Here is a 25,407-nt window from a genome sequence, read left to right on the forward strand (position 1 = left end):
TAGTCTTGAGGGCATGCGAACCGCGTACCACGAGCAACTCTCGGATCTGGCCGAACAGCTCGGCACGATGTGCGGCTTGGCCGGGGCAGCAATGGAACGCGCCACACAGGCGCTGCTGCAAGCCGACTTGATGCTGGCCGAACAGGTGATCACCGATCACGAGCAGATCGCCGCGATGAGTACCCGCGCCGAGGAAAGCTCCTTCGTGCTGTTGGCGTTGCAGGCCCCGGTCGCCGGGGATCTGCGCGCCATCGTCAGTTCCATTCAGATGGTGGCCGACATCGACCGGATGGGCGCGTTGGCCCTGCACGTCGCCAAGATCACCCGCCGGCGCCACCCGCAACACGCGCTGCCCGAAGAGGTCAACGGGTACTTCGCCGAAATGGGCAGGCTTGCAGTCGAATTGGGCAACAGTGCCCAAGAGGTGCTGTTGTCGCGCGACCCGGAGAAGGCCGCCCGGATCCGCGAAGAAGACGACGCGATGGACGACCTGCACCGGCATCTGTTCTCGGTGCTGATGGACAAGGAGTGGCGACACGGAGTGGCCGCCGCCGTCGACGTGACGCTACTTGGGCGGTTCTACGAGCGGTTCGCCGACCATGCCGTCGAGGTCGCTCGTCGGGTGATCTTCCAGGCGACCGGTAAGTTCCCCGACGAGCACACCCTGCCATCAAGCGAGTAGCGCGTCGATCGCCCGGTAGATGCGCTGTTCGCTGACTGGGCGCGGGGTACCGAGCTGCTGAGCCCACAGACTCACCCGTAGCTCTTGGATCTGCCGCGCGATGTCACGTACGTCGCTGTCGCGATGGCGCGCCGTAGGCAAGGTCGCCAACAGGTCCCGGTAGGCATCTTGCACCGCGTGCACACGTGCCATCTTTTCCCGGTCGGCCTGCAACGCGCGGGGCAGCTGCTCCACCCGACGACGGACGGCGGTCAGGTAGCGGACGAGATCCCCTAGGTGCGCGCGACCGGTAGCGGTGACAAAACCGGGCGCCAGCAGCGCACCCAGCTGATCGACGATGTCGGCGATCGCCTCGGCCTGGCCGGGCGGCGGCTGCGCCGGCAGCACCACTTGGGTGTCCCGGGCCGCGGCCAGCACCTGCGCAACTCGGGTAACCACGTCAACGGTGGTCGGCACCAGCGCGGCGGCCACCCGGTTGCGCAACGCGATGTACTCGTCTCTGGTCCACACCGGTGCCTGCGTCAACGCGTCGGTCGCGGCGTCGGCGCAGTCGTCGATGAGCGCCGCCAACGTCCCGTTCGGATTCGCCTTGAGCATTAGCCGTGTCCGCGAATCCAGCTCACGCTCGACCGCTTTGACCGGCAACGGAACATCGCAGCGCAGCAATCGACGGATACCGGGGCCGAGCGCGGACCGCTGCTGCGCCTCTGTGGAGAACACCCGTAGCTGTGCGGTGTCGCCGGCATCGACAAAAGCCGGGAAGCCACGAACAGCGCGCCCAGCCACCACCCTCTGCACGGCCCGAGGCAGCGTGTCCAAATCGTCCGGCCAGCCGCGCAGGCCGCTGCGTTCCAGCTCCGCGCCGACCGCATCGGCGACCGCCTCGCGGGCTGAGGACGCCAGTCGATCCTGCAAGACGCCGAGGTCCTTGCCGCGAGCCACCTCGGTGCCGTCTGCGGCCTCCACGGCGAAGGTGACCCTCAAGTGCGCGGGAAGCTTGGTCAGGTCGAAGGCATCGATCGGGACCAACACACCGGTGCGGCGACGAAGCTCATGTATCAGCGACTCCAGCAGCGGCTCGCCCGGCCCGATCGCCGAGAGCACCGCGCGGGCCGTGTCGGGGGCGGGAACGAAGTTGCGTCGCAGGTCCTTTGGCAGGGATCGGATCAGTGCGGTGATCAGCTCTTCGCGCAGCGCCGGTACCTGCCAGGCGAACTCGTCGCCGCCGAGGCGTGCCAGCACATCGATCGGTACGTGGACGGTGACCCCGTCGTCGGCAGCGCCCGGCTCGAAGCGATAGGTCAGCGGCAACGCGAGATCCGCGGTCGCCCAACTGTCCGGCCGGTCAGCGCCGAGTGTCTCGTCGGCCCGCAGCAACTCGTCGCGAGTAAAGGTCAGCAGCTCGGGTGTGGCCTTCTGCTGCTTTTTCCACCAGCCGTCGAAGTGCCGTGCCGAGACCACCTCAGCGGGAATCCTTGTGTCGTAGAGGTCATACACGGTGTCGTCATCGACGATCAGATCGCGACGACGAACTCTGTCCTCCAGCTCCTGCAGTTGGGTGCGCAGCGCGGCATTGTCGGCGAGGAATCGGTGCCGGGCCACCCAGTCGCCCTCCACCAGCGCGTGCCGGATGAACAGCTCACGAGCCACCGCCGGCTCCACCCGGGCGTAGCCGACCCGGCGGCGCGCCACCAGCGGCAGCCCGTAAAGCGTCACCTTTTCGAAGGCCATCACCTCGCCGCGCTTGGCGTCCCAATGCGGTTCGCTGTAACTGCGCTGCACCAGATCTGCCGCCACCCGCTCGACGGTTTCCGGCTGGATGCGCGCGGCGGTCCGCCCGAACAGCCGGCTGGTCTCCACCAGCTCGGCCACCATCGTCCAGCGCGGTGGTCGTTTCGCCAGCACCGAACCGGGCGCCAGCACGAATTTCGAGTTGCGTGCGCCGGCGAACTCCCGACCGTCGTCGCGCCGCATCCCGACGTGCGAGAGCAACCCGGCCAGCAACGCAGCGTGGACGGCTGCCGGCTGAGCGGGCTCACCGGATTCACGGATGCCGATATCGGCTGCGATGCTGCGCAGCTGCCCCACCAGGTCCTGCCACTCCCGGATCCGCAGGTAGTGCAGGAACTCATTGCGGCACATCCGGCGAAACGCACTGCCGCTCAGAGATTTCCGCTGCTCTGACAGATACGACCACAGGTTGAGATAAGCGGTGAAGTCGGAATCGTCGTCGACGAACCGGGCATGCTTGGCCCGGGCCGCCTCCTCTCGATCAACTGGCCGCTCCCGGGGATCGGGAATGGTCAGGGCGGCGGCGAGCACGAGCATCTCTCGGACACAGCCCTCGGTCTCAGCGGCCAGGATCATCCGGCCCAAACGCGGGTCCACCGGCAGCCGGGCCAGCCGGCGGCCGACATCGGTGATCGCTCCCTGCGCGGTGAACGCGCCGAGCTCGACCAGCAGCGCGACCCCGTCGCGGATGCTGCGCGAATCAGGCGGGTCGAGGAAGCCGAAGTCTTCCACCGCACCCAGCCGCAGCGACGCCATCCGCAACAGCACTGCGGCCAGGTTCGTGCGCAGCACCTCGGGGTCGGTGTAGCGCGGTCGAGTGTCGAAGTCGACTTCGCTGTAGAGCCGGATGCATACCCCGGGGGCAGTTCGGCCACATCGGCCGCTGCGCTGCGCAGCCGACGCCTGCGAAATGGGTTCGATCGGTAGCCGCTGAACCTTCAGCCGGCGACTGTAGCGCGAAATTCGCGCATTGCCCGGATCGATCACGTAGCGGATGCCCGGTACCGTCAGCGATGTCTCAGCCACGTTGGTGGCCAGCACAATCCGCCGACCTGCGCGCGCCGGGGCGAATACCTTCTGCTGTTCGGCAGTCGACAGCCGCGCATACAGCGGCAGAATCTCGGTATTGGTCAGACCGCCGAGAGCCTCTGCGGTGTCGCGGATCTCGCGCTCACCAGAGAGGAACACCAGAATGTCGCCGGGTGGTTCGGCGGACAGTTCGTGCACCGCATCGACGATCGCCTCGATCTCGTCGCGGGTTTCGGTCCGGATGATCTCCTGATCCGGGTCATCCGGGTCATCACCGGCCTCCGAGCTGACCGGCAGCTCCAGTGGGCGATACCGGATTTCCACCGGGTAGCTGCGGCCGGACACCTCGACGATCGGCGCTGGGCCACCGCCGCGCCCATCATCGAAATGCGCTGCGAAACGCTGAGGTTCGATGGTGGCCGAGGTGATGATCACCTTCAGGTCTGGGCGACGCGGCAACAACTCGCGCAGGTAGCCGAGCAAAAAGTCGATGTTGAGGCTGCGCTCATGTGCCTCGTCGATGATCAGCGTGTCGTAGCGAAGCAACCGCCGGTCCCGTTCGAGCTCGGCGAGCAGGATGCCGTCGGTCATCAGTTTGATCAGGGTCCGATCGGACACCCGGTCGGTGAACCGGACCGCGTACCCGACGACATCGCCTAGCGGGCTGGACAATTCGTCAGCGATACGCTGAGCGACGGTGCGGGCGGCCAGCCGCCGCGGTTGGGTATGGCCGATGGTGCCCCGAATGCCGCGGCCGAGCTCCAGGCAGATCTTGGGCAACTGGGTGGTTTTGCCTGAGCCGGTCTCGCCGGCCACCACCACGACCTGGTGGTCCCTGATCGCCGCGGCGATCTCGTCGCGGCGGCCGCTGACCGGCAGATCGGGATAGCGGACGTCCGGTACCGCCGCACGCCGAGCGGCAACCAGCGCTTGCGCCTCGCCCATCCGCTCGGCCAGCTTTCGCACCTGCTCGGGCTTTCCGCCACGCAGGTCCTTCAGTCGCCGTCCGAAGTAGGCCGCGTCTCGCAGGGTCAGCTCATCGAGGAGCGTGCGCAACTGCGCGACGGACGGTTCGACCACTTCGCGAAGCTTACGGGCCGGGGTCGACCTACCTGTCATCTGGCATTTAGCCAGTCCATATCAGCGTCATCTGAATTCCACCAGAATTCCACCGTTAGATCATGGCTGTTCACCCTACCGTAACCTTCGTTCGCCGCATTAAATGGAGAAGTGACCCGGAGCGCAGGTGATTGTTGCGAATTGTCGGCCGGGTTGATCCGGTGATGCCGCACAAGCGGTCATCACCCCTAATTTGTCTGCGAAAGGGCAATGTGAAACTGAACGGAATTGGCGCGACGCTGGGCATTATGGCGACCGGCGCGTTGGTGTTATCCGGGTGCGGCAGCGACAAGAACACCGACACCGGTGAGAAGACAACCTCGAGCTCGGCGGCCGCCAGCGGAAACTGCGGAGGCACGGACACGCTCAAGGCCAGCGGATCGACCGCACAGCAGAACGCTATGGCCCGGTTCGTCAAGGCGTTCAACGACGAGTGTCCGGACCACAACGTCAACTACACCGCCAACGGATCGGGCGCCGGTATCCGGGAGTTCGTCGGCGGCCAGACCGACTTCGCCGGTTCCGACGTCCCACTGGGCACCGACGACTATGCGCAGGCGCAGCAGCGCTGCGAATCGCCGGCATGGAACCTGCCGGTGGTGTTCGGCCCGATCGCCATCACCTACAACGTCCCCGGCGTCGACACACTGATCCTCGACGGCCCGACCGCCGCGAAGATCTTCAACGGAGCCATCACCAGCTGGGATGACGCGGCGATCAAGGCGCTTAACCCGACGGCCACGCTGCCGGCCCAGCCGATCCATGTGGTGTTCCGCAGTGACGAGTCCGGGACCACCGACAACTTCCAGCAGTACCTGGATGCCGCCTCCGGCGGGGCCTGGGGCAAGGGCGCCGGCAAGGCCTTCAACGGTGGCGTCGGCGAAGGCGCCAAGGGCAACGACGGCACGGCCGGAGCCATCTCGTCCACCGAGGGCGCGATCACCTACAACGAGTGGTCCTTCGCCCAGGCCAAGAATCTGCACACCGCCCAGATCGTCACCTCAGCCGGCCCCGAGCCGGTCACGATCAGCACCGAGTCGGTCGGCAAGACCATCGCCGGCGCCACCATCAAGGGGCAGGGCAACGACCTGGTGCTCGACACGGCGTCGTTCTACCAGCCGACTCAGACGGGCTCCTACCCGATCGTGCTCGCCACCTACGAGGTGGTGTGCTCGAAGTACCCGGAGGCTGATGTCGGCACGGCGGTGCGGTTGTTCCTGAAGTCCACCATCGGCGCGGGCCAGAGCGGCCTGGCCGACAACGGCTACGTTCCGATCCCCGAGGCTTTCAAGGCTCGCCTGGCGTCCGCGGTCGACGCCATCTCGTGACACCCGGGAACCCATCGACGCCGTTGATGGACAGCCGCTCGCCGAGAGGCGAGCGGCTGTTCCGGGCGGCCGCGGTCTCGGCCGGATCGACAGTGGTGGTGGTGATCGCGCTGATCGCGATCTTCCTGCTGGTGCGTGCTGTCCCGTCGTTGCTCGCCAACGACGCGAACTTCTTCACCAGCCCGGAGTTCCGCACCACCGATCCCGACGACCTGTCGTTCGGCATCCGGGACCTGCTGATGGTCACGGTGTTGAGCTCGGTATTCGCGTTGACGCTGGCGGTGCCTATTTCGGTGGGCATCGCGGTCTTCCTCACCCAGTACGCGCCCCGGCGGCTGACCCGACCCTTTGCCGTGGTGATCGACCTGCTGGCGGCGGTGCCGTCCATCATCTTCGGCCTCTGGGGGATCTTCGTGCTGGCGCCGATGCTGGTGCCGTTGATGAGATTCCTCAGAAGCCACTTGGGCTGGTCGTTCCTGTTCCATAAGGGCAACGTGTCACTGGCCGGCGGCGGCACGATCTTCACCGCGGGCATCGTGCTGGCGGTGATGATCCTGCCGATCATCACGTCGGTCTCGCGGGAGGTGTTCCGCCAGACCCCCTTCGCTCACATCGAAGCCGCCCAGGCCCTGGGCGCCACGCGGTGGGAGGTGGTCCGCATGGCGGTGCTGCCCTACGGTCGCAGCGGCGTGATCGCCGCCGCGATGTTGGGCCTGGGGCGGGCGCTGGGCGAGACGGTCGCGATGCTGATCATCCTGCGGGCCGCGGCAAAGCCTGGAAATTGGTCGCTGTTCGACGGCGGCTACACGTTCGCATCCAAAATCGCGTCGGCGGCCGCGGAGTTCAGCGCTCCGCTGCCGACCGGCGCCTACATCGCCGCGGGGTTCGCATTGTTCGCACTTACGTTCTTCGTCAACGCCGCCGCTCGTGCGGTGGCCGGCGGCAAGGTCAACGGATGACGGCCCAACTGCTCGACGCACCGGTCAAGCCGTCGGTACCAACACATCGCCATCACCTCAGCATGCGGCGCCGGTTGACGGACAAGCTGGCCACCGCGGCGTTCGTGTCCTCGTTCGCCGTCGCGGCGATCCCGTTGGTCTGGCTGCTCTGGGTGGTGGTGGCCCGCGGTTGGCACGCGATCACCAATCTCAGCTGGTGGACGCATTCGCTACGCGGCGTACTGCCCGAAGAATTCGCCGGCGGGGTGTACCACGCGCTGTACGGCACCCTGGTGCAGGCCGGGGTGGCCGCGGTGCTGGCGGTACCGCTGGGTCTGATGACGGCGATCTACCTGATCGAGTACGGCGGCGGCCGGTGGGCGCGGTTGACCACTTTTATGGTCGACGTGCTCGCCGGGGTGCCCTCGATCGTGGCGTCACTGTTCGTCTTCAGCCTGTGGATCGCCACCCTGCGATTCGAGCAGAGCGCATTCGCCGTATCGCTGGCCCTGGCTTTGCTGATGTTGCCGATCGTGGTGCGCTCCACCGAGGAGATGTTGCGTCTGGTCCCCGACGAACTGCGGGAGGCCAGCTACGCGCTGGGGGTGCCGCGGTGGAAGACGATCCTGCGCATCGTCATACCCACCGCTCTCTCGGGAATTCTGTCGGGCATCTTTTTGTCGATCGCCCGGATCATCGGTGAGACCGCTCCCGTATTGGTGCTGGTGGGCTACAGCCGTTCGATCAACTACGACATCTTTCACGACAACATGGCCTCGCTGCCGCTGCTGATCTACTCCGAGCTGGGGAACCCGCAGGCGGCCGGGGCCGCCCGAGTCTGGGGTGCGGCGCTGACGCTGATCATCCTGGTCGCGGTCAGCGCGATCGTGGCAGCCGTGGCTACTCGGCTCACCTCGGTCCACGACCGCTGAGCCGAAGCTGTAGCCGGCGCATCAACCCGGCGGTTCAGCGAGGCTCGACGAAGGAGAGCCGAAGCTGGAACCGGCGCATCAACCCCGCGGTTCCGTGCCGCCGACCAGTTTCACCACCCGGTTATTGCCCCGGTCGGCGACATAGAGGGCACCGTCCGCGCCGACCACGACCTGCAGTGGAGTGTTCAGCCCGGTGAACGGCAGCTTCGTCTGGGTATTGGCCCCGGCGGTCAGCTTCACCACGGTATGACTGTCGTGGTTGGTGACGAAGACGTTGCCGGCCCCGTCAACGGTGACGCCCCACGGGGCATCGAGACCGGTGAATGGCAGCACGCTCTGGGTATTGGATCCCGCGGCGAGCCGCACCACCCGATCATTGTCGGTGTCGGTGACGTAGACGTTGCCCGAGGAGTCGACGGCCACATCGTCGGGGTTGTGCAGCCCGGCGAACGGCAGCACCACCTGGGCGTCGGCCCCGGCCGGCAACTTGACCACCCGGTTGTTACCCCGGTCGGCGACGTAGACGCTGCCGTCCTTGTCCACCACCAAACCCTCCGGATAGTTCAGCCCGGTGAACGGCAGCTCGGACTGGGCGTGGGAATCCGGGTCCAGCTTCACCACCCGATTGTTGAAGTCGGTGACGTACACCGCGCCGGCCCGATCGACGGCTACCCCTTGCGGCTCGTAGAGCCCGGTGAACGGCAGCATCACCGGGGTGTTCGATCCCGGCTCCAGCTTCACCACGCGGCCGTACATGCTCTGGTTGGTGACGTAGACGTTTCCACTACTGTCCAGCGCCAAGCCCCCCGGCGAGAGCCGGAAGCTCAGGCCCTCCAAGGGCAGCACACTCTGCCCGTTCGCCGACGCCGACGCCGACGCCCCGGGAGATGTCTCCGAACGGTGGGTGACCGCGTAACCGCCCACGCCGACTGCGACCAGCAGCGCCGCGGCGGCCGCGGCTGGCACCAGCCATCGGCGATCTCCGCGGTTCTTTGACTCGGCGGCAAACGCCGGTGCGGCGGCCGGGGGCTGCTGCGCCGGCCGGTCCCGCCAACCGGTGAGCGCGGGCCGTATCTGGGTCTGCTCGTGCGGCTGGTCATAGGAGTTCGCTTCATAGGCGCGGTGTTCGTAGTTGACCGGCTGTTGGCGGTAACCGTTGGCAGGAGAGCTCCCGCCGCCGTTGGTGGAGGCACCGACGGCGCTGGCCATTCGGGTGGCCACACCGCCCTGCTGGACGATCATTGCGGCCTGATGCTGCTCTGCGGTGGTCAGCGCGTCGTGCGCGGCACGTGCCAGGTCACCGGCGCTGCTGTATCGCTCCCGCGGATTCTTCGCCATCCCCCTGGCGATCACCTGGTCCAAACCGACCGGCACCACGCCCGGCCGCAGTTGGCTGGGCCGCGGGGCGGGCTCCATCAGATGGGAGGCGATCAGCCGTTCGATGGTCTCGGTCCGGTACGGCTGTTGACCGCTCAGACACTCGCTCAGCACACAGGCGAGCGAATAGATGTCGGCACGGTAGTCGACCTCGCCCCCACTGAACCGCTCTGGCGCCATGTAGTTGTAGGTGCCCAGCGCCATCCCGGTCTGCGTCAGGCCGGGATCCGCCGCAGCGCGGGCGATACCGAAATCCACCAGATAGGCGAAATCATCCCGGGTGAGCAGGATGTTCGCCGGCTTGATGTCGCGATGGGTGATTCCACCGGCGTGCGCGGCGTCCAGGGCAGCTGCCACCTGTTCGATCACCGCCACCGCTCGCGCGGGGGGAAGCGGGCCGGAGCGCTGCAACTCCATGCCAAGGTCATTGCCGTCGATCAGCCGCATCTCGACGAACATCTGACCGTCGATCTCGCCGTAGTCGTGGATGGGCACCACGTGCGGCTCGGTCAGCCGGCCTGCGGCGTCGGCCTCGCGCTGCATCCGGGTTCGGAATGCCGGATTGCCCGACAACACCGGGGCGATCAGCTTCAGTGCGACCGATCGGTGCTTGCGGGTGTCCTCGGCCTCATAGACCTCACCCATGCCACCTCGCCCCAGCAGCCGAAGCAGCCGGTAAGGACCGAATTGGGAGCCCACCTGGGAAGCCGGTCCGTTATTGTTCACGACGCTCCATTCGCCCGGTCAGGATTGGCATCAAGCAATCAACTGTTGCGGTGAACAGAAGATTAACCAAAGGTTACCAGCGAAAATGGATCCCCGCAGATCTCGACGATCAGGAAATAGCGTCGACCGCCGTCTTCAATTTCGACGTAAATTCCGGAGGTAGCGGAATATATCCGTACTGGTCCAGATCCTGCTGTCCGTCGCCGATCGCCGCCTGCATAAACGCCTTGACCGCTTGCGCCGTCGCCGAGTCGGGATATTTGGAGCAGACGATCTCGTAGGTCACCAGCACGATCGGGTAGGCACCCGCCACGGTCGGTTTGTAGAACGACGAGGTGTCCACCACCAGATCGTTTCCGGCACCGCTGAACTTGGCCCCGGCGATGGTCTTGTCCACCGAGTCGACAGAGATGGTCACCGGTTGCGGGCCCGCCGACGTGACGATCTGGGCCATGTTGAGCTCACGCCCCACCGCATAGGACCACTCGTTGTAGGTAATCGAGCCCTCGGTGCTTCGCAACATCGCCGACGTGCCGTCGTTGCCGGCCGCGCCGACACCGGTACCACCATTGAAGGCCTTGCCCACCCCGCGCCCCCAGGATCCGTCGGAGGCGGTGTCGAGGTACTTCTGGAAGTTGTCGGTGGTTCCGGAGTCGTCGCTGCGGAACACCACGTGGATCGGCTCGGCGGGCAACGCCGCGTCCTTGTTGAGAGCCTTCAGCGCGGGGTCATCCCACTTGGTGATGGTGCCGTTGAAGATCTTGGCCATCGTGGGCCCGTCCAGGTCGAGTTCGTTGACGCCGCCGATGTTGTAGGTCACGGCAATCGGACCGAAGACGGTCGGCAGGTGCCAGGGCGTCGAGCCGCACCGCGCCGCCACCCGCTGCGGCTCACCGTTGGAAGGATCGAGCGGCGAGTCAGATCCGGCCAATTCGGTTTGCCCACTGGCGAATTCAGCAATGCCGTTGCCAGATCCGTTGGCCCGATAGTCCAGGGTGTAGTCCGGGCAGGCCCGGATGTAGGCGTAGACGAACTGTTCGATCGCGTGCGCCTGGGCCGTCGAACCGCTTGCAGTCAGCTTCTGCTTGCCGCCGCACTGCACCGCGGAGGATCCCGACCCCGAGGCCGACGACGATTCGCTACCACCGCAGGCCACGACCATCAGCAGTACAGCCGCCAGCAGACTCGAGACGATACCGAATCGGTTGATCCTCAACGGCGCTCCTTCGGCAGTCAGCGGGGAAACCACACGGTAGCCGAATCCGGTAATAAGTCAGCCAAAGCGACCCGAGATGTAATCCTCGGTTTCCTTAAGTCTCGGATTAGAGAAAATCTTCTCGGTCCCGTCAATCTCGACCAATCGGCCGGGCTTCCCGACGGCCTCCAGGTTGAAGAACGCCGTCTGATCACTCACCCGCGCCGCCTGCTGCATGTTGTGAGTGACGATCACGATGGTGTAGTCCTGCTTGAGCTGGGAGATCAGCTCTTCGATAGCCATCGTCGAGATCGGATCCAACGCCGAACAGGGCTCATCCATCAACAGTACGTCGGGTTGCACCGCGATAGCCCGCGCGATACACAACCGCTGCTGCTGACCACCGGAAAGCCCGCCGCCAGGCTTATCCAGCCGGTCCTTGACCTCGTTCCACAAGTTCGCCCCGCGCAGCGACTGCTCGACGGTCTCGTCGAGCAACTTGCGATTGCGCACCCCTTGCAGCGTCAGCCCGGCGACCACATTGTCGCGGATCGACATGGTGGGAAACGGGTTTGGGCGCTGAAACACCATCCCGATCGCCTTACGGACCCCCACCGGGTCGATGCCCGCCTGGTAGATGTCCTCACCGTCGAGCAACACCGAGCCCTCAACTCGCGCGCCCTGGATGACCTCGTGCATCCGGTTGAGCGTGCGCAGCACCGTCGACTTGCCGCAGCCCGATGGCCCGATGAACGCGGTGACGCTGCGTGGCGGCACCGACAACGTCACATCGGCCACCGCGTGAAACGACCCGTAATAGATGTTGACGTCGCTCAGGTCCAACCTTTTGGCCACTGGCAGCCTTCTCCTCACTCGACTCAACCTGTCCCGGCCCGAATGTTCGGCGGCCCAGACCTTCTTGGAGCAACGATCTGCGCGCCAGCCTAGCCACGATCTTGAGTCCCGCAATTTGGACAACGGCATCGACGCCGCCCGCCTATACCTCGAAGCGCCACGGTCCGATGGCGGCGGCGGCGACAATCACCGCCAGATCCGGGTGACGTACCAGCAACTCACGCCGCGCAGGCCCGTGAGCTGATACCCGAAATACGTTACGCCCCAGGCGGTTAAGCCGCCGATCGTGACGCCTGCGCTCGCGATCGCCTAGCCGAATCGACCGGAGATGTAGTCCTCGGTCTCTTTGAAACTCGGGTTGGAGAAGATCTTCTCGGTCCCGTCGATCTCGATCAGCCGGCCGGGCTTGCCGACATCGGCCAGGTTGAAGAACGCCGTCTGATCACTCACCCGCGCCGCCTGCTGCATGTTGTGAGTGACGATGACGATGGTGTAGTCCTGCTTGAGCTGGGAGATCAGCTCTTCGATAGCCATCGTCGAGATCGGATCCAACGCCGAACAGGGCTCATCCATCAACAGTACGTCGGGTTGCACCGCGATAGCCCGCGCGATACACAACCGCTGCTGCTGACCACCGGAAAGCCCGCCGCCAGGCTTATCCAGCCGGTCCTTGACCTCGTTCCACAAGTTCGCCCCGCGCAGGGAGAACTCCGCGGTTTCGTCGAGCGCCCGGCGGTTACGGATTCCCTGCAGTTTGAGGCCGGCCACCACGTTGTCACGAATGGACATGGTGGGGAAGGGATTCGGGCGCTGAAACACCATTCCGACGGCTTGGCGAACCCCCACCGGGTCGATTCCGGGGCGGTAGATGTTCTCGCCGTCGAGCAACACCGAGCCCTCGATGCGGGCACCCGGAGTGGTCTCGTGCATCCGGTTGAGCGTGCGCAGCACCGTCGACTTGCCGCATCCGGACGGACCGATGAACGCGGTGACACTGCGCGGCGCGACCGACAGCGACACGTCGGCCACCGCGTGAAACGACCCGTAAAAGATGTTGAGGTCGGTGAGGTCCAACCTTTTAGCCACCGTGCAGCTCTCCTTGTTCGCCCATCGCTACGCGCTGGTTGTCGAGACCGGTCTAGAACTTCTTGGGAGCGAAGATGCGTGCCCCGAACCTGGCCGCCACGTTGAGTAGCGCGATCAGCAGGATGAGCGTCAGCGCAGCGCCCCAGAGGCGATCCGTGGGCACCGCGCTGGCGCCCGCCCCGGCCGATGTCTGGTCATACATCATTCCCGGCAGCGACCCCATGAAGCCGTGGAACATATCGAAATTGATCGCCTGCGAGTAGCCGACCAGGATCAACAGCGGCGCGGTCTCGCCCATCACCCGGGCCAGCGCCAACAGTATTCCGGTGACGATGCCGGACAGCGCCGTCGGAATCACGATGCTGGTGATGGTCTTCCACTTGGGTGCGCCCAACGCGTAGCTGGCTTCGCGCAGGTCCATCGGAATGATCCGCAGCATCTCCTCGGTGGCTCGCACGATCACCGGCACCATCAGCAGCACCAATGACAGCGACACCGCGAAACCGGAGCGGTGAAATCCCAAGGTGGCCACCCACAACGCGTAGACAAACAGCGCGGCAACGATCGACGGCACCCCGGTGAGGATGTCGACCATGAACGTCGCCAGCTTGCCCAATCGGGTACCGGCACCGTATTCGACGAGATAGATCGCGACGAAGATTCCGATCGGGATTGAGATGGCCGCGCACAGCAGTCCTTGCAGCAGGGTCCCGATGATCGCATGGTAGGCACCGCCGCCGGCCACGAACGCCGTCATGCCGGCCTGCGAGTGGGTCCACCAGGAACTGGTGCTGACGGCACCGAAACCGAAGTCGAACACCGAGTACATCACCCACACCAGGGGCACCAACGCCAAGGCCATCGCGGCGGTGACCAGCACCGTCGCAATCGAATTGGCCACGCGGCGGCGCAGGCCGACCCCCGCAAACGTGCGCAGTTTGACGGGCCGGTCTAGCAACGCGGTCATGAATGCACCTTCTGGGTGATCGCGGCGCGCGCCAGCGCGTTGACGACAAGCGTCAGCACGAACAACACCAGACCGGCTGCGATGTAGGCGCCCGCCTTGTACTGATCGTTGAATTCCGATGCGGTGGCGGCGATCTTGGTGGCGAAAGTGGAACCGCCGTCGAACAGCGACCAGTTGAACGCCTTCTGGGTGGAACGCAGGATGATCAGCAACGCGACCGTCTCACCGAGCGCGCGACCCAAGCCCAGCATCGCAGCGCTGATGTAGCCGGAGCGACCGAACGGCAGCATCACCATCTTGACCACCTCCCAGCGCGTCGCGCCCAGCGCCAGGGCGGCCTCGACCTGGCCGCGGGGCGTCTGAGCCAGCACCTCGCGGGTGACCGCGGTGATGATCGGCAGGATCATCACCGCCAGCACGATTCCGCCGGTGAAGATGGTGCCGCCGCCCGCCACCGAGGCGTTGCCGTCGGCGAACAGGAAGAACCCGCCGAGGTGTTCGTTGAGCCATAACGCGGTGCCGCGCAACTGCGGGGCCAGCACATACAGGCCCCAGGCTCCGTAGATGATCGACGGCACGGCGGCCAGCAGTTCGACCATGTACCCCAAGAGCCCGACGAGCCGCCGGGGCGCGTACTCGGCGAGATAGATCGCGACGCCCAGCGCGACCGGCATTGCCAGCAACAGCGCGAACAGCGAGACGAACACCGTCACCTGCAGCATCTCTGCGATGCCGAAGTGCATCGCAGAGGTGTTGGTGGTGACCCAACTGCCGCCGTAGGTGAAGAAGTTCTCCCGGTTGCGCTGCAGCGCCGGTATCGCCCGCAGCAGCAGGAAGCCTCCGACGGCGCTGATCAACACGATGATCAGCACCCCGGAGCCTTCTGCGACTAGGCGGAACAGCCGGTCTTGCAGGCGGCTGCCGGTGGAACGCAGCGCCGTCGGGGTCACCGACGACGTCGATGCAGGCGCGGACACAGACGAGTCGGCGATGCCTGACACCCCCTCATCGCTTGCGGCACGGCGGCTACTGGATCGCGTCGATGGCGGCACTCAAGCGCCGTTTCAACTGGTCCGGCAGCCGGACGTAACCGGCGGACGACAGTTCGTCCTGGCCGCTGGTGGAGGCCGTCCTCAGGAAGGACTTCACGGCCGCCGACGTGTCGGGGTCGTAGCCCTTGGAGCAGACGATCTCATAGGTCACCAAGACTAGCGGGTACGCAGCGGCCTGCTTGGTGCCGTAAAGCGACCTCAGGTCCAACCGCATGTCGTTGGTGTCCGGGGAAACGAATCCGGCCGACTGAATCGCGACACCGGCCGATTCGTCGGTGGCCGCGACCACTCCAGAGCCGGAGTCGATCATCGCCGACCGAAGGTTGGCCTGGTCGGCGAAGCCCTTCTCGACGTAGCCGACGGCACCGGGCGTGCTCTGCACCGCCTGCACGACCCCGGCCGACTTCTGCGCGCCCTCGCCGACGCCGCCCTGGAATTCGCTGCCTTCACCCTTGGTCCAGGTCTGCGGTGCTGCAGCGCTGAGGTACTTCTGGAAGTTGTCGGTGGTGCCCGACGAGTCCGAGCGGTAGATCGGCGTGATGGCGATCGGCGGGAGTTCCACGCCCGGGTTGAGGGCCACCAGCGCGGGGTCGTTCCAGCTGGTGATGGCTCCGCTGAAGATCCGGGCAAGCACGTCACCGTTGAGGACCAGGTTCTCCACCCCGTCGAGGTGGTAGGCGATGCTGACCGGCCCGAACACCAGCGGCAGATGCCATGCCGGGTTCTGACCGCAGCGGTCGGCCGCCTCGGCGACCTGCGCTTCGCTCAGCGGCGAGTCCGAACCGGCGAAGTCGACGTGCCCGGCGATGAACTGCTCGCGGCCGGCGCCCGACCCGGTCGGGTTGTACGACAGGTTCTTGCCCGAGCACTCTTTGCCCCACACCTGGTTGAACACCGCTATCGCGTTCTGCTGAGCAGTCGATCCCTCAGCGGTCAGCGTGTTCTTGCCGGCGCACTCGGCGGAGTCGGCTTTGCCGGAGGTGGTGCCGGTGCCGGACGGGCTTGCGGTGTTGTCATCGCTGCCGCAGCCACTGAGCGCCAGACCGGTCATCGCGGCCGCTACCAGCGCAAGACCCGCCTTTGTGCGTTTCATCAGTTCTCGCTTTCTCGCTTCCGGTTCAAATCTCTCCGGGAACGTATGCGGCACTTATGGATGGCAGCCACATGGCAGATGAACGGGCGGTGAATAGATTCCAGAGCCGCATCAAGGCTGATCCAGCGCGGCGTAAGCGGTGTCGACACTGTGCACCACAAAGCCCAACTGCTCGTAGGTGCGCAACGCCGCGGTGTTGTCCGCCTCGACGTAAAGCAGCACGATCGGCGCCTCGACATCGGCAAGCCGGTCCGCCAGGTAGACCAGGCCGATCTCGGTCAGCACCCGGCCCAGACCGCGGCCCTGGGCGGCCGGATCGACTCCCACCACGTAGACCTCGCCGGCGCGTTCGGCGCCCGGTTTGCCGGAGTGAATCTTGGTCCAGTGAAACCCCAGCAGCACGGGTCCGTCGAACGCCAGAAACAGTCCGGCCGGATCGAACCACGCCTCGGCGCGCCGCTGCGCCAGATCCTCGGCCGTCCAGCCGCCCTGCTCGGGATGCCAGGAGAACGCGGCGTTGTTGACGCGCAGCAGTTCGGCGTCGTCGCTCGTACCCGCATAGGTGCGAATCGTCACCCCGGACGGAACCGTCGTGTTGATGCGGAGGTCGTGCAGCGATCGGCGCATCTGCAGCAGCTCACGGACCGCGGCCAGCCCCAGCGCCTCGGCCGTGGATCGGGCGGCGGGCAGGGTGCCGTGCGCCCAGAACCGGGTGCCACCGTCCGTTTTGGCCAGTGCGGCGCGGGCCATCGTCGCCCCGATACCGCGCCGCCGGGCCTGCGGCGCCACCACCAGCTCCGCCATCGGCACGGCATCCTCGGAGCCCGCGGCCAGGTTCAGATAGCCCAGCACCGCCCCGCCGTCGGCGGCGACCAGATGTTCGGTGCGCGAAGCGGCGAGCTCCCGCACTACCTGCTCCCCTACCGGGGCGACGCCGTCATGGTGGCCGGCAGCGGTGATCAGCTCGCGGATCTGCCGCTGCTGGTCATCGGTCAGTGCGGCATGCCATTGCGGGGCGGTCACTGACTGGTCAGCGGCTCGGGCGCACCGCCGTCGGCGCCGTCGAGGTCCTCGACCATGTCGTCCTCGCCCTCGTCGCCGGATGCGGCCGCGGAGTGGCCCCGCACCGGCCGGACCGCTTTGTATCCGACGTTGCGGACCGTGCCGATCAGCGACTCGTACTCCGGCCCGAGCTTGGCGCGCAACCGCCGGACGTGCACGTCGACGGTGCGCGTACCGCCGAAGAAGTCGTAGCCCCAGACCTCCTGCAACAACTGCGCCCGGGTGAAGACCCGGCCGACGTGTTGGGTGAGGTACTTCAGCAGCTCGAACTCCTTGTAGGTCAGGTCCAGCGGACGGCCCCGCAACCTTGCGGTGTAGGTGCCCTCGTCGATCACCAGCTCGCCGAGCTTGGTCTGTCCCGAGGCCTGCTCGGCGGCCGGCGCGCCATGGCGTCCGGTCAGCAGCCGCAGCCGGGCGTCGGTCTCGGCGGGTCCGGTACCCGGAAGCAGAATTTCGTCGATACCCCACTCGGCATTGACCGCCACCAGTCCGCCCTCGGTCACGATCGCGACCACCGGGACCGATCCCGCAGTGGCGCTCAGCAGCCGGCACAGTCCGCGTGCCGCGGCCAGATCGGTGCGCGCGTCGACCAGAACCACCTCGGCCGAACCGGCCTCAAGCAGCGCAGAAACCTCGGGCGCCGCTGTCCGCACGGTGTGTGCAAGCAGGGACAGTGACGGCAACACCCCGTCGGGGTGTAGGTCAGCGGTCAACAGCAGTAGCTCCAATAGAGGCCCTCCAGCGTCCCAGGTGATCTAACGATAGCGTGCGACCTGCCAGAATGACCGAGTGCGCAGGGTGCTTATCGGTATGTCGGCCGCGATCGCGGCCCTGGTCTTGGTGGCCGTCGGGGTCGATTTCGGCGCAAGCGTCTACGCCGAGTACCAGTTGTCACGGGCGGTACGGCGGGCCACGGACCTGCGTGCGGACCCGTTCGTGGCGATCCTGGGCTTCCCGTTTCTGCCGCAGGCGCGCCGCGATCACTACACCGAGGTGGAGATCAAGGCCCCGGCCGTCGAGCAGCCGATGATCGGTAAGTCGATGCTGGAGGCCACCATGCACTCGGTCGACTTGACCGAAGCCACTTGGCACTTCCGGCCGGACGCCCCGATCCCGGTGGCCAGGCTGGAGAGCCGGATCATCATCGGCTCGGTGCATTTGGGCCGCTACCTGGGCATCCGTGACCTGATGGTGGAGGCGCCGCCGGCCGAGACCAATGACAACACCGGCGGCACCACGGAGTCCGGAATCTCCAGCAGCCACGGGCTGGTATTCACCGGCACGCCAGCGGGTTTCGGCAAGCGGGTGAGCGTGGCCGTGGATCTGTCGATCGGTGGGGAAGATCACAGCACACTGGTGATCACCCCGACCGGCGTCCTAACCGGCCCAGACACCGCCGACCAGGCTGTGCCCGAGGAGCAGCGCGCCGCGGTGCTCACCGCATTCCGCGGCAGTCTGCCCCAGCAGCGGCTGCCGTTCGGGTTGATCCCGACCAGTCAGGGCGCCCGCGGCTCCGATGTGATCATCGAGGGCATCGCCGACGGAATGACGGTCACCCTTCCGGAGTTCCGTCAGAGATGAGCATCGTCGCGATCTTCGCCGCCCTGGTCTTCGCTGGAGCGATCGGATGGTGGCTGAACCGACGGGCCGGTGTGTTGCGACAGCTGCCCGACTCCGGGACTGGCGACGACGCCGCCGCCGCGTCCGATGCCGCGTTCTTGGGGCTGGAACCGGGACGCCCGGCAGTGGTGCATTTCTCGGCGCCGTGGTGCGGACCGTGCGCCGGTGTGCGCCGGGTGGTGGAGAAGGTCTGCGATGACCTCGGGGGTGTCGCCCACCATGAAATCGACATCGATGCCAACCCCGATGCGGCGCGCAGGTTCTCGGTGCTGTCGCTGCCGACCACCGTGATCTTCGACGCCGACGGGCGCCAGCGCTACCGTGCCGCCGGCGTCCCGACGTCGGCGGACCTGCGTTCTGCGCTGGAACCTCTGTTGGCTTGACGGCCCCTACGTTGGGTAGTCTGAACGTCGTGTTCGCCCGCCTTGAGCTTGTGCTCACCAAGCGCCGCACAGTCGACCTGTGCCGCACCGCGGGCTGCTGTTGTTGTCGTTGTCGCTGAGACGCGCGTTTTCGCGTCGCTATCGGAGCCGCCCGGGAAGCCGTGGCATGCATCCACCAGCCACTCGCCACGACAACAACAGGGAGCATTTATGTCGAACACCTACACCACCCAAACCCAACAGGTAGACGTCCGGGGCCCCCGGTTCGCCGCCTGGATCACCACCGCCGTACTGGTGGCCGTCCTTCTCATCGCCGGGTTCAGCCCGGTCGGTGCGGCCACCTTGCTGGCCGCCCAAGCCGTCGTCTTCGCTATCGGCGCAACCTTGGGCCCCCGCCGCCACCCCTACGGATTGCTGTTCGCGCGGCTGGTGGCACCGCGGCTGGGGCCGGTCACCGAGCGTGAGCCGGTGGCGCCGCTGCGCTTCGCCCAGCTCGTCGGCCTGGTGTTCGCCGTGATCGGGGTCGCCGGGTTCGCTTTGGCCCCGGCAGTCGGCCTGATCGCGACGGCCTTTGCACTGGCGGCGGCCTTCCTCAACGCCGCCTTCGGCATCTGTCTGGGCTGCCAGCTCTACCCGCTCGTCGTACGCCTGCGGCCGAACACCGCGTAACCCACAGCATTCCCCTGGAAGTCACCGGAAAGGATTCCCACCATGGCACGCTCTGACGTCCTGGTCTCCACCGACTGGGCTGAGAGCAATCTCGACGCGCCCAACACGGTGTTCATCGAAGTCGACGAAGACACCAGCGTCTACGACATCAATCACATCCCGGGCGCAATCCGGCTGGACTGGCGCAAGGACCTGCAGGACCCGGTACGCCGCGACGTCATCGACGAGGCCGCGTTCTCCAAGCTGCTCTCCGAACGCGGTGTCGCCAACGACGACACCGTGATCCTCTATGGGGGCAACAACAACTGGTTCGCCGCCTTCGCCTACTGGTACTTCAAGCTCTACGGACACCAGTCCGTCAAGCTGCTCGACGGCGGCCGCAAGAAGTGGGAGCTCGGCGGGCGTCCGCTGTCGAGCGAAACCGTCACTCGACCCGCCACGTCCTACACCGCCAAGCCGCTGGACGAATCCTTGCGGGCCCGCCGCGACGAGGTGGTCGCGGCGATCAACACCAAGAACCTCGTCGACGTGCGCTCCCCCGAGGAGTTCTCCGGCAAGATCCTGGCTCCGGCGCACCTGCCTCAGGAGCAGAGCCAGCAGCGCGGCCACGTCCCGAGTGCGATCAACGTGCCGTGGAGTCGTGCCGCCAACGAGGACGGCACCTTCAAGTCCGATGAGGAGCTGGCCAAGCTGTACGCCGACGCCGGCCTGGATGGTCAGAAGGAGACCATCGCCTATTGCCGTATCGGTGAGCGCTCGTCGCACACCTGGTTCGTGCTGCGTGAGCTGCTCGGACATCGCAACGTCAAGAACTACGACGGTAGTTGGATGGAATACGGCTCCCTGGTGGGCGCCCCGATCGAATTGGGAAGCTGATATGTGCTCTGGACCCAAGCAAGGGCTCGCCCTGCCTGCCAACGTCGACCTGGAGAAGGAGACGGTGATCACCGGCCGCGTGGTGGACAGCTCCGGTGCGTCCGTCGGCGGTGCCTTCGTCCGACTGCTGGACTCCTCGGACGAGTTCACCGCTGAGGTCGTGGCCTCGGCCACCGGTGACTTCCGGTTCTTCGCCGCGCCCGGCGCCTGGAGGGTGCGCGCCCTGTCCTCGGCCGGTAACGGCGACGCCGTGGTGACCCCCTCCGGGGCGGGCATCCACGAGGTCGACATCAAAGTCGCCTGACGACTCGCGATAGACTCCCCCCGTGGTGTTGTTCTTCGAGTTGATGCTGGTGGCGGCTACTGGCCTGATCACCTGGTTTGCGCTGTACACGCTGTATCGGCTGATTACCGACGAGATGTGACTGCCTCCGACGGGGGTACGCCGGATGCCGGCGAGCGCCAGGTCGACCGGGGTTCCGGCGACCGCGCGGTAGCTGCCGCCGCTGAGCGTGCCAAGCAGACGGCGGCACGCAACATTCCGGTCTTTGACGACCTGCCGTTCACCGATACCGCCAACCTGCGTGAAGGTGCGAACCTGCACGACGCCCTGTTGGCGCTGCTGCCGTTGGTCGGGGTATGGCGTGGTGAAGGCGTGGGCCACGGTACGCAGGGCGACTACCGGTTCGGTCAGCAGATCGTGGTGTCCCACGACGGCGGCGACTACCTGAACTGGGAAGCGCGGTCCTGGCGGCTGTCCGACGACGAGTCCAGCCAACCGGCCCTACGCGAAACCGGCTTCTGGCGGTTCGTGGACGATCCGGACGACCCCGACGAGTCGCAGGCCATCGAACTGTTGCTGGCGCACTCCACCGGCTATGTGGAGCTGTTCTACGGGCGCCCGCACGGCCCGGCCTCCTGGGAGCTGGTCACCGATGCGCTGGCCCGCAGCAAATCGGGGGCCCTGATCGGCGGGGCCAAGCGGCTGTACGGGATCGTCGAGGACGGCGATCTGGCCTACGTCGAAGAGCGGGTGAACGCCGACGGCGAACTGGTGCCGCACCTGTCGGCGCGGTTGTCCCGCTTCATCGGCTGATCTTCTTGCGTTGACTCTGCCGCAGGGTCATTCCCTTCAGTGGCCGATTGCGGTGTCGACCAGTCCAGCGAATTCCTGCTCGGACACCCGCGGTTGCAGCGCCCGGCCGTCCAAGGTGTGCACCCGCGCAGCCAAGGTGATGCTGGACACCAGCCAGAGATCTTGCGCCGCAGCGAGATCCGCCGGCCGCAGCGGGGCGTATTCGCATTCGTAGCCCGCGGCGCGAGCCACGTCGAACAGTGCCTCCTGGGTGGTACCGCGCAAGATCGGGTGCGACAGCGGCGGGGTAATGAGGCGTCCGGGTTCCACCAGCACCACCGTCGAGCGCGGCCCCTCCAAGACGTAGCCGTCGGAACTGATGAAGATGACGTCGTCGGCGCCCTGTTTCGCGGCGTACCGCAGCGCCGCCATGTTCACCGCATAGGACAGCGTCTTGGCGCCGGCCAGCAGCCACGGCAGCTCCAGCCCCTGCGCCGACAGACCACGGTCCAAGGTGATCACCGCCACGCCCTCACGGCGGGCCGCCGCGATGCGTTCCGGCAGCGGGGTCAACATCACGTAAGCGGTTGGTGCCGAACCGGTTTCTCGGCCCCGGCTGTAGATCATTCGCAGCGCGCCCTCGCCCGTTCCGGCCCACTGCTGCACCGCCTCGTCGACGGCGCGGCGCCAGTCGTCCAGGTTAGGGGCCGGCAGGTCCATCAGCTCGGCGGAGCGCGCCAGCCGCGCCAGGTGAGCATCGAGCAGGCAGGCGGCGCCGTCGCGCACCAGCAGCGTCTCGAAAACCCCATCTCCGCGCAGCGCCGCCAGATCGTCGGCGTGCAATAGCGGCGAGCCGGCTGCGGCAAGCCCACTGCCCACGGTGACGATCGTCACGACGCTGTCTTCCACATCGGCCTCCGGTGCCATGGACCGTGAGCGTAGCGGCTCCGTAGAGTTGACCCGTGTCCGCCGTCCCCGCACCTGATTCCGGCCCCGACGCGGGCGCCATCTGGCATTACGGCGACCCGTTCGGCGAACAGCGCAGCGCTGAAACCGCGGCCGTGTTGGTCGATCGCTCCCACCGGGCGGTGCTCGCGCTGAGCGGCGCGGACCGCAAGACGTGGCTGCACAGCCTGTCCACCCAGCACGTCGCCGATCTTCCTGACGGCGCCAGCACCGAGAACCTGACCTTGGACGCCAAGGGCCACATCCAGAATCACTGGATCCAGACCGAACACAGCGAACGGACCTTCCTCGACACCGAGCCGTGGCGGGGCGCGCCCCTGATCGAACACCTGCGCAAGATGGTGTTCTGGGCCGACGTTGCCATCGAGCCGGCGGACTTTGCGGTGCTGTCGCTGCTGGGTCCCGGCGGGGATGCCCCGGCCGTCCTCGAGGCGTTGGGGTTGGCCGCACCGCTCGGGGCGACGGCGGTGCCGGTCGGAGATGCCGGGGGTTTCGTCCGGCGAACGCCCGGCCGCGACGCGCTGGAACTGCTGGTGCCGCGCGCCGAGAAGAGCGAGTGGCAGCGCCGGCTGACCGGGGCCGGGGTGCGGCCCGCGGGAATATGGGCCTACGAAGCCGACCGGGTGGCCACGCGGCGCCCACGGTTGGGCGTGGACACCGACGAGCGCACCATCCCGCACGAGCTGAACTGGATCGGTGGCCCCGGCATCGGCGCGGTGCACCTGGACAAGGGCTGCTATAGCGGGCAGGAGACCGTAGCTCGGGTGCATAACCTGGGCAAACCGCCGCGGATGCTGGTGCTGCTGCACCTGGATGGCTCGGTGGACCGGCCCTCAACCGGAGATCCGGTGACCTCAGGCGGGCGCTCGGTGGGCCGGCTGGGCACGGTGGTGGACCATTTCGAACTGGGCCCGATCGCGCTGGCGCTGCTCAAACGCGGGCTCCCGGCCGACACCCCGCTGCTGACCGGTGCCGACTCCGAGGTCAGCGCGGTGATCGACCCCGAATCGATGCCGGCGCCGGATGTGCGTGGCGCGGGGCGGCTTGCGGTTGACCGGCTACGGGGCCGACTTTGATAGTGGTCACACCGGCACAGGGCAGGTCGGCAGCTCTGCGATCGGCACGGTAAGCTGTCGGCAGGACAATAAACACATTCAGATCGGAGCCGCCTGCACGTGGGGCCGCTCCGTTATTGCGCGAGGGGGTCCCCCATGGGCCGCGGCCGGGCTAAGGCGAAACAGACCAAGGTTGCTCGGGATCTGAAATACAGCTCACCGTCGACCGATTTCAGTCGGCTTCAGCGGGAGCTGGCCGGGTCTGAGGTCAACGACTCCGAGGGCGACGACTCCTGGAACGGCGACGACGACTGGCGCCGCTGAGCGCCAGGCGTAACCGCTGGCCCTGATTAGGGCTGGACTGATCTGACAGGGCTGGGCAGACCCGCGAGGGCCTAGAACCTCGGGTGTTCCCCGACCAGCTTGGCCCCGTCTCCCGGTTCGGCGTTCTTCCCCGGCTTGGCAACTGTGCCGAGCGGCCAGCAGTCGACGTGGCGGGCAGTCAGGATTGCCAGCGCGCGGTCGGTGTCCTCCGGCGCGACGACGGCAACCATTCCGACACCCAGGTTGAACGTCTTCTCCATCTCCGCGCGGCTCACCCGTCCACGCTGGGCGATCATCGCGAACACCGGAGCGGGAGTCCAGGTACCACGGTCCACCTCGGCGATCAGCCCATCTGGGATGACCCGCGCCAGGTTGCCGCCCAAGCCGCCACCGGTCACGTGGCAGAACGTCCGCACCTGAGTCTCGGCGGCCAGCGCCAGGCAGTCCTTGGCGTAGATGCGAGTCGGTTCCAGCAGTTCCTCACCGAGGGTGCGGCCGAATTCCTCGACGTGGCCGGCCAGGTTCATCCGGTCGATGTCCAGCAGCACCGCCCGCGCCAACGAGTAGCCGTTGGAGTGCAGGCCCGAGGAGCCCATCGCGATCAGCACGTCACCGGGGCGGACCCGGTCGGGGCCCAGCACGTCGTCGGCCTCAACCACGCCGACACCGGTCGCGGAGATGTCGTAGTGATCGGGTTCCATCAGGCCGGGGTGCTCGGCGGTCTCCCCGCCCAGCAGCGCGCAGCCGGCCTGCACACACCCCTCGGCGATGCCGGAGACGATCGCAGCGACGCGTTCGGGCACGGTGCGGCCGACGGCGATGTAGTCCTGCAGGAACAGCGGCTCGGCGCCGCAGACCACCAGGTCGTCGACGACCATGGCCACCAGATCGATGCCGACGGTGTCGTGCTTGTCCAGCGCCTGGGCGATCGCCAGCTTGGTGCCCACACCGTCGGTGGAGGACGCCAACAGCGGCTCACGGTAGTCGTTGCGCAGGGCGAACAGGCCGGCGAAGCCGCCGAGGCCACCCCGCACCTCCGGCCTGGTGGCCTTGGCGGCCAACGGTTTGAACAATTCGACGGCCCGGTCACCGGCGTCGATGTCCACTCCGGCCGATGCGTAGGTAACGCCCTGGGAGCTTGATTCTGCTGAGGTCATCGCGGTAAAGGCTACCGGTCGCCGGCTGCGGACGGTATCGCGCTCGACGT

25 protein-coding genes are annotated in these 25,407 nt (G+C 66.7%); 13 read left to right on the forward strand and 12 right to left on the reverse strand.

The features are described from left to right. The first annotated feature begins 13 nt into the window (after positions 1 to 13). Positions 14 to 682: a phosphate signaling complex protein PhoU gene (gene phoU, locus RCP37_RS18375; RefSeq protein ID WP_046282758.1), complete on the forward strand. Its 669-nt coding sequence runs from the start codon at positions 14 to 16 to the stop codon at positions 680 to 682. Here the strand turns inward: phoU and hrpA are convergent. Continuing rightward, positions 671 to 4,582 (reverse strand): ATP-dependent RNA helicase HrpA, encoded by a 3,912-nt coding sequence (hrpA, locus tag RCP37_RS18380; RefSeq protein WP_308484418.1) that lies wholly within the window; start codon positions 4,580 to 4,582, stop codon positions 671 to 673. The genes phoU and hrpA overlap by 12 nt on opposite strands. Positions 4,583 to 4,833: 251 nt before the next feature. On the opposite strand from hrpA, the gene pstS (RCP37_RS18385) reads away from it, so the two are divergent. From pstS (RCP37_RS18385) to pstA (RCP37_RS18395), 3 genes are read left to right on the forward strand one after another with little or no spacing between them, the layout of a single operon-like run. Beyond that, positions 4,834 to 5,949 carry a phosphate ABC transporter substrate-binding protein PstS gene (pstS, locus tag RCP37_RS18385; protein WP_308484419.1) on the forward strand — a complete coding sequence of 372 codons (1,116 nt, stop codon included), beginning with the start codon at positions 4,834 to 4,836 and terminating at the stop codon, positions 5,947 to 5,949. Between the two features lie 26 nt (positions 5,950 to 5,975). Continuing rightward, a complete protein-coding gene (gene pstC / locus RCP37_RS18390; protein ID WP_308484420.1) occupies positions 5,976 to 6,908 on the forward strand; it encodes a phosphate ABC transporter permease subunit PstC in 933 nt (310 codons plus the stop codon). Beyond that, positions 6,905 to 7,819, forward strand: a complete 915-nt coding sequence (gene pstA, locus RCP37_RS18395; protein ID WP_308484421.1) for a phosphate ABC transporter permease PstA — start codon at positions 6,905 to 6,907, stop codon at positions 7,817 to 7,819. Before pstC (RCP37_RS18390) ends, pstA (RCP37_RS18395) begins: the two co-directional genes overlap by 4 nt. Before the next feature lie 78 nt (positions 7,820 to 7,897). Here the strand turns inward: pstA (RCP37_RS18395) and RCP37_RS18400 are convergent, their stop codons facing one another. From RCP37_RS18400 to RCP37_RS18440, 9 genes are all read right to left on the reverse strand, one after another. Further along, positions 7,898 to 9,922, reverse strand: a complete 2,025-nt coding sequence (locus tag RCP37_RS18400) for a serine/threonine-protein kinase PknD (RefSeq protein ID WP_308484422.1) — start codon at positions 9,920 to 9,922, stop codon at positions 7,898 to 7,900. A gap of 109 nt (positions 9,923 to 10,031) precedes the next feature. Then, on the reverse strand, positions 10,032 to 11,138 hold the full coding sequence (gene pstS / locus RCP37_RS18405) for a phosphate ABC transporter substrate-binding protein PstS (protein WP_308484423.1): 1,107 nt from the start codon (positions 11,136 to 11,138) through the stop codon (positions 10,032 to 10,034). A 57-nt stretch (positions 11,139 to 11,195) separates the two neighbouring features. Continuing rightward, on the reverse strand, positions 11,196 to 11,972 hold the full coding sequence (gene pstB, locus RCP37_RS18410) for a phosphate ABC transporter ATP-binding protein PstB (RefSeq protein ID WP_065153054.1): 777 nt from the start codon (positions 11,970 to 11,972) through the stop codon (positions 11,196 to 11,198). 309 nt (positions 11,973 to 12,281) lie between these two features. Next, positions 12,282 to 13,058, reverse strand: a complete 777-nt coding sequence (gene pstB / locus RCP37_RS18415; RefSeq protein WP_308484424.1) for a phosphate ABC transporter ATP-binding protein PstB — start codon at positions 13,056 to 13,058, stop codon at positions 12,282 to 12,284. Between the two features lie 52 nt (positions 13,059 to 13,110). After that, positions 13,111 to 14,025 carry a phosphate ABC transporter permease PstA gene (gene pstA / locus RCP37_RS18420; protein ID WP_046286419.1) on the reverse strand — a complete coding sequence of 305 codons (915 nt, stop codon included), beginning with the start codon at positions 14,023 to 14,025 and terminating at the stop codon, positions 13,111 to 13,113. Continuing rightward, a complete protein-coding gene (pstC, locus tag RCP37_RS18425; RefSeq protein WP_373693053.1) occupies positions 14,022 to 15,002 on the reverse strand; it encodes a phosphate ABC transporter permease subunit PstC in 981 nt (326 codons plus the stop codon). The genes pstA (RCP37_RS18420) and pstC (RCP37_RS18425) overlap by 4 nt, the downstream gene beginning before the upstream one ends. Before the next feature lie 49 nt (positions 15,003 to 15,051). After that, entirely contained in the window at positions 15,052 to 16,170 is a 1,119-nt protein-coding gene (gene pstS / locus RCP37_RS18430) for a phosphate ABC transporter substrate-binding protein PstS (RefSeq protein ID WP_308484425.1), read from the reverse strand. Positions 16,171 to 16,281: 111 nt separating this feature from the next. Further along, positions 16,282 to 17,193 (reverse strand): mycothiol synthase, encoded by a 912-nt coding sequence (mshD, locus tag RCP37_RS18435; RefSeq protein WP_308484426.1) that lies wholly within the window; start codon positions 17,191 to 17,193, stop codon positions 16,282 to 16,284. Then, positions 17,190 to 17,960, reverse strand: a complete 771-nt coding sequence (locus RCP37_RS18440; protein WP_308484427.1) for a winged helix-turn-helix transcriptional regulator — start codon at positions 17,958 to 17,960, stop codon at positions 17,190 to 17,192. Before RCP37_RS18440 ends, mshD begins: the two co-directional genes overlap by 4 nt. A gap of 82 nt (positions 17,961 to 18,042) precedes the next feature. Here RCP37_RS18440 and lmeA point away from each other — a divergent pair, with 82 nt between their 5' ends. The 7 genes from lmeA to RCP37_RS18470 all read left to right on the forward strand — a co-directional run bounded on the left by lmeA (position 18,043) and on the right by RCP37_RS18470 (position 21,876). Beyond that, a complete protein-coding gene (lmeA, locus tag RCP37_RS18445; protein ID WP_308487146.1) occupies positions 18,043 to 18,813 on the forward strand; it encodes a mannan chain length control protein LmeA in 771 nt (256 codons plus the stop codon). Beyond that, positions 18,810 to 19,235: a thioredoxin family protein gene (locus RCP37_RS18450; protein ID WP_308484428.1), complete on the forward strand. Its 426-nt coding sequence runs from the start codon at positions 18,810 to 18,812 to the stop codon at positions 19,233 to 19,235. The genes lmeA and RCP37_RS18450 overlap by 4 nt, the downstream gene beginning before the upstream one ends. A 50-nt stretch (positions 19,236 to 19,285) precedes the next feature. Next, entirely contained in the window at positions 19,286 to 19,354 is a 69-nt protein-coding gene (locus RCP37_RS22205; RefSeq protein ID WP_350355359.1) for a putative leader peptide, read from the forward strand. Positions 19,355 to 19,445: 91 nt separating this feature from the next. Continuing rightward, entirely contained in the window at positions 19,446 to 19,904 is a 459-nt protein-coding gene (locus tag RCP37_RS18455; protein WP_308484429.1) for a DUF4395 domain-containing protein, read from the forward strand. Between the two features lie 42 nt (positions 19,905 to 19,946). Further along, complete coding sequence (locus tag RCP37_RS18460; RefSeq protein ID WP_308484430.1) at positions 19,947 to 20,780, forward strand: sulfurtransferase; 834 nt, start codon at positions 19,947 to 19,949, stop codon at positions 20,778 to 20,780. A 1-nt stretch (position 20,781) separates the two neighbouring features. After that, a complete protein-coding gene (locus RCP37_RS18465; RefSeq protein WP_046286426.1) occupies positions 20,782 to 21,084 on the forward strand; it encodes a DUF1416 domain-containing protein in 303 nt (100 codons plus the stop codon). A 117-nt stretch (positions 21,085 to 21,201) separates the two neighbouring features. Continuing rightward, the gene (locus RCP37_RS18470) at positions 21,202 to 21,876 is read left to right on the forward strand and encodes a heme-binding beta-barrel domain-containing protein (RefSeq protein ID WP_308484431.1); all 675 of its coding nucleotides are present in this window, start codon (positions 21,202 to 21,204) and stop codon (positions 21,874 to 21,876) included. Positions 21,877 to 21,912: 36 nt separating this feature from the next. Here the strand turns inward: RCP37_RS18470 and RCP37_RS18475 are convergent, their stop codons facing one another. Then, positions 21,913 to 22,782, reverse strand: coding sequence for an aminodeoxychorismate lyase (locus RCP37_RS18475; protein ID WP_308484432.1), 870 nt, complete (start codon positions 22,780 to 22,782; stop codon positions 21,913 to 21,915). Positions 22,783 to 22,817: 35 nt separating this feature from the next. On the opposite strand from RCP37_RS18475, the gene ygfZ reads away from it, so the two are divergent. Beyond that, the gene (ygfZ, locus tag RCP37_RS18480) at positions 22,818 to 23,897 is read left to right on the forward strand and encodes a CAF17-like 4Fe-4S cluster assembly/insertion protein YgfZ (protein ID WP_308484433.1); all 1,080 of its coding nucleotides are present in this window, start codon (positions 22,818 to 22,820) and stop codon (positions 23,895 to 23,897) included. Positions 23,898 to 24,032: 135 nt separating this feature from the next. Further along, the gene (locus RCP37_RS18485; protein ID WP_081654520.1) at positions 24,033 to 24,200 is read left to right on the forward strand and encodes a DUF3073 domain-containing protein; all 168 of its coding nucleotides are present in this window, start codon (positions 24,033 to 24,035) and stop codon (positions 24,198 to 24,200) included. A 71-nt stretch (positions 24,201 to 24,271) separates the two neighbouring features. Here the strand turns inward: RCP37_RS18485 and purM are convergent, their stop codons facing one another. Beyond that, positions 24,272 to 25,357, reverse strand: a complete 1,086-nt coding sequence (purM, locus tag RCP37_RS18490; RefSeq protein ID WP_308484434.1) for a phosphoribosylformylglycinamidine cyclo-ligase — start codon at positions 25,355 to 25,357, stop codon at positions 24,272 to 24,274. Positions 25,358 to 25,407 lie beyond the last annotated feature (50 nt).

This window comes from Mycolicibacter sp. MU0102, assembly GCF_963378105.1.
GTDB lineage: Bacteria > Actinomycetota > Actinomycetes > Mycobacteriales > Mycobacteriaceae > Mycobacterium > Mycobacterium holstebronense.

Excerpts from the sequence above, each read along its gene's own strand:
- phoU (WP_046282758.1), top strand. The coding sequence starts at position 14 with ATGCGAACCGCGTACCACGAGCAACTCTCGGATCTGGCCGAACAGCTC.
- pstC (WP_308484420.1), top strand. The coding sequence starts at position 5,976 with ATGGACAGCCGCTCGCCGAGAGGCGAGCGGCTGTTCCGGGCGGCCGCG.
- pstA (WP_308484421.1), top strand. The coding sequence starts at position 6,905 with ATGACGGCCCAACTGCTCGACGCACCGGTCAAGCCGTCGGTACCAACA.
- pstA (WP_046286419.1), bottom strand. The coding sequence starts at position 14,025 with ATGACCGCGTTGCTAGACCGGCCCGTCAAACTGCGCACGTTTGCGGGG.
- pstS (WP_308484425.1), bottom strand. The coding sequence starts at position 16,170 with ATGAAACGCACAAAGGCGGGTCTTGCGCTGGTAGCGGCCGCGATGACC.
- lmeA (WP_308487146.1), top strand. The coding sequence starts at position 18,043 with ATGTCGGCCGCGATCGCGGCCCTGGTCTTGGTGGCCGTCGGGGTCGAT.
- RCP37_RS18450 (WP_308484428.1), top strand. The coding sequence starts at position 18,810 with ATGAGCATCGTCGCGATCTTCGCCGCCCTGGTCTTCGCTGGAGCGATC.
- RCP37_RS18455 (WP_308484429.1), top strand. The coding sequence starts at position 19,446 with ATGTCGAACACCTACACCACCCAAACCCAACAGGTAGACGTCCGGGGC.
- RCP37_RS18460 (WP_308484430.1), top strand. The coding sequence starts at position 19,947 with ATGGCACGCTCTGACGTCCTGGTCTCCACCGACTGGGCTGAGAGCAAT.
- RCP37_RS18465 (WP_046286426.1), top strand. The coding sequence starts at position 20,782 with ATGTGCTCTGGACCCAAGCAAGGGCTCGCCCTGCCTGCCAACGTCGAC.
- RCP37_RS18475 (WP_308484432.1), bottom strand. The coding sequence starts at position 22,782 with ATGGCACCGGAGGCCGATGTGGAAGACAGCGTCGTGACGATCGTCACC.
- RCP37_RS18485 (WP_081654520.1), top strand. The coding sequence starts at position 24,033 with ATGGGCCGCGGCCGGGCTAAGGCGAAACAGACCAAGGTTGCTCGGGAT.
- purM (WP_308484434.1), bottom strand. The coding sequence starts at position 25,357 with ATGACCTCAGCAGAATCAAGCTCCCAGGGCGTTACCTACGCATCGGCC.